Source organism: Protofrankia sp. Cr1, from assembly GCF_963555865.1.
Lineage (GTDB): Bacteria > Actinomycetota > Actinomycetes > Frankiales > Frankiaceae > Protofrankia.
Map to the genome: position 1 here is coordinate 1 of NZ_CAUVXO010000646.1, position 2,788 is coordinate 2,788.

2 protein-coding genes and 2 pseudogenes are annotated in these 2,788 nt (G+C 70.7%); 2 read left to right on the plus strand and 2 right to left on the minus strand.

Annotated features, from left to right (window positions below; all coding sequences use genetic code 11):
• Both U9980_RS27300 and U9980_RS27305 read left to right on the plus strand, forming a co-directional pair.
• Positions 1 to 236 (plus strand): annotated as a pseudogene (locus U9980_RS27300) (hypothetical protein); the annotation flags it as partial.
• Complete coding sequence (locus U9980_RS27305) at positions 229 to 528, plus strand: 4a-hydroxytetrahydrobiopterin dehydratase (protein ID WP_322770559.1); 300 nt, start codon at positions 229 to 231, stop codon at positions 526 to 528. The pseudogene U9980_RS27300 and the gene U9980_RS27305, both read left to right, overlap by 8 nt.
• A 116-nt stretch (positions 529 to 644) precedes the next feature.
• On the opposite strand, the gene U9980_RS27310 is transcribed toward U9980_RS27305, so the two are convergent.
• Together U9980_RS27310 and U9980_RS27315 are read right to left on the minus strand one after the other, a co-directional pair.
• Entirely contained in the window at positions 645 to 1,526 is an 882-nt protein-coding gene (locus U9980_RS27310) for a DUF1932 domain-containing protein (protein WP_322770560.1), read from the minus strand.
• A pseudogene (locus tag U9980_RS27315) lies at positions 1,523 to 2,788 on the minus strand (hypothetical protein); the annotation flags it as partial. The pseudogene U9980_RS27315 and the gene U9980_RS27310, both read right to left, overlap by 4 nt.

Genomic DNA, 2,788 nt, shown 5'->3' on the forward strand with positions numbered 1-2,788 from the left:
GGTCGCCGCCGCACGCCAGGGGGGAACCGGAACGGGCCGTGGAACTCGCGCGCCGTGCGACCGCGCTCGCGGTGGAGACCGGCTCCGCACGGGCCCGGCGGGAACTGACCGCGGTCGCGGCGGCGATGGCCCCGTGGCGTGCTCACACCGTCGGCGAGGATCTGGTGGAGGTGCTCGCGTGTCCGTCGACACTCGCGCCCGTTACCACCGACGAGACCGGGAGAGAACATGGCTGAGGCACTGTCACGGGAACAGATCGACGAACACCTCAAGACCCTGGACGGATGGACGACCGACGGCCGACGCATCGAACGGCTGTACTCAATACCCCACATTCAGGGTGCGGCTTTTATCATGCACATCGCCGCCATACAAAACGAGTTCGGCCACCACTCCGATGCGACGCTCGGATACAAGACTGTGCAGGTGTCGATCAGCTCCAGTGACATCGGCGGCTACGTCGCTGAGCACGACATCGAGCTTGCCGGGCGCATCCAGGCAATTGCGTCAGCGCATGGAGCTGGATAAAGACCAGCCCATGCGCCGAGTTCAAGCCACGACGACGAATACGGCGGGCACTGCACGCTGTTATCAACGGCGCAAGAAGGTGGCCGTCTCCGGGGGGCCTCACACCAGCGGAGCGCTCAGGGCACCCCGAAGCTTTTCGCCTCCTGTTCGGCTGCTTGGCGCAGGCGGCTGAAGAGCGTTCCGATGTCGTCGGGTGGGGCGTCACGGCAGGCCGCCCAGGCGTCGAAGATCTGTTCGGCGCCGCGGATCATGGTGTCGGGCAGGCCGGCGGCGTGCAGGGCCGTGGCGGCTTCGGCCATCTCCGGTGACCACCGCCAGGCGCGGGCGGCGACAGTGGGGAGGAAGTCGGGTTCGGCGAGGATCGGGCGGTTGTACCGTCGCCCCTCCGCGGCGAGGACGTCGGCGACGCCGTAGTGGTCGGCGAGGGCGTGCGCAAGGCCGGCGAGCGCACGGCTGGCCTTCTGGAACACTGCCTGCGCGGTCTTCAACGCCGACGCGGCACCGATCCGATCGGAGATCGGTAGGACGTCCAGGTCGGAGCCGGCGAACAGGCCGGCCACGGAGGCCGTGTCCTCGGGTGCGCCCGCGAGGTAGAGCCGGGTGGTCCCCAGCCGAGTGGGTGGTGGTCCGATGATCGAGCCGTCGACGACCCGGACCATGGTGCCCGCGAACAGGTCGCCGACCGCGGCCATCCGCTCGGGGATGAGGGCGTTGGCGTCGAGGTAGAGACCGTGGCGGAAGCCGGCCGCCAGTACGGCCGCGGCGATCCGGCCTGCGACCTGTGGTGGGCACAACGAGATGACCACGTCCGCGTCTTGGACGAGGGCGGTCATGTCCGGCGCGGGCTGCAACCCGGCGGCGTCAGCGCGGCCCGCGGTCGCGGCGCTGCGGCCTTCCGGCAGCCACAGCACCCGCGCCCTTCCGGTGGCCTGCCGGCCTACCGCGGCGCCCATCGCCCCGGGGTGCAGCAGCGCCACCGTCGGCTTTGTGGGGCTCATTCGGTGTCGGCGTGAGGGTCGTGGGAGCGGCTCGTGGTCCCTGTGGCGGTCGCGCAGGTGTCGAGGATCTCCTCGCGCAGGTGTTGAGCGGACAGGAGATCCCGGTACCGGGGCCGGTCGGTGACGGTGGCGAGCTGGCGAAGGCGGCGTAGGACGCTGTCGGTGGGTCGGCGCGTCGTGGTGTCCAGGACGGTCCGGATCGTCTGCGCGGCGCCGTCGAGCTCGGAGCGCTCCAGGTGAGCGGCGGCCAGGTCGAGGCGGGCCAGCGACAGTTCCCCGAGCCGCTGTTCGCCGGCGGGTGCGGTCTCGTAGAGGCCGATCGCGGTGCTGGCGGCCTGTTCGGCGCGGGCCGCCCAGCTGTCCGCGGGCAGGGTGTCGGTCCGGCCGTGCAGCCCGAGGTAGGCCGATGCGGTGTAGAAGAGCTGCTTGGATTCGGGGAAGGCCAGCATCCCGCCGGGTGTGTCGTCGCCGGTGATCTCGTCGCGGGCCTGCCTGGCTCGCTCCAGTGCGTCCCGCACCGTCGCTCCGTCGCCCAACCTGCCCGCGGCGCGGGCTTCTAGGGCTGCGGCCCGTACGCGGGCGGTGCCGTGTTCGGGTACGAACTCCCAGCCCTCACGGGCGAGCTTGACCGCCTCGGGCAGCCTGCCCTGCCAGTAGGCGATCAGGCTCTGCATACCGCGGACCCAGCAGCGCAGGCCGTTGTGCCCGGCCAGTTCCCCACACAGGAACGCCGTCCGGGCTTGTGTCGTCGCGGCGGGGAGGTAGCCGAGGTCGAAGGAGGCGTTGGCCAGCATCCCGCACAGCACGCCCGCGATCACATACAGATCCCGCGCCTCGTCCGGGCGCTGCCGGTCGTCCAACAGGCTGAACGCGTGGTCACGCAGCTCGACGATCTCGGCGAATGACGGGGCGACAGGGCGGTGCGGGTAGCGCGTGGCCAGCCACGTCAGATCCGCGTGGAACTGCTCGACGGTCAGCGGACCCACGTTGCTGCGATCAGCGGCCCGGCTGAAGTCGGCGGAGTCGCGAGCTGCCATGGTGACCATCCTTTCCACCAGCCATCCCGCTGGCGGCTCGTCCAGACGCGACCCGTTGCCGCCGACGGCGGCTACCAGGCGTGCTGTCACGCCCCCGGCGACAGCACGGGTGCTTTCGTAGCGATCCTGCTGTCGATGGTCCACCACGACGGGGACGGACGATCCTGGCAAGCCCACAATGCCGTCCGGCAGGAGGCCCGGTGCGGCGAGGACGATCCCCAACCC

Coding starts and splice junctions, on each gene's coding strand:
- U9980_RS27310 (WP_322770560.1), bottom strand. CDS start 1,526: ATGAGCCCCACAAAGCCGACGGTGGCGCTGCTGCACCCCGGGGCGATG.
- U9980_RS27305 (WP_322770559.1), top strand. CDS start 229: ATGGCTGAGGCACTGTCACGGGAACAGATCGACGAACACCTCAAGACC.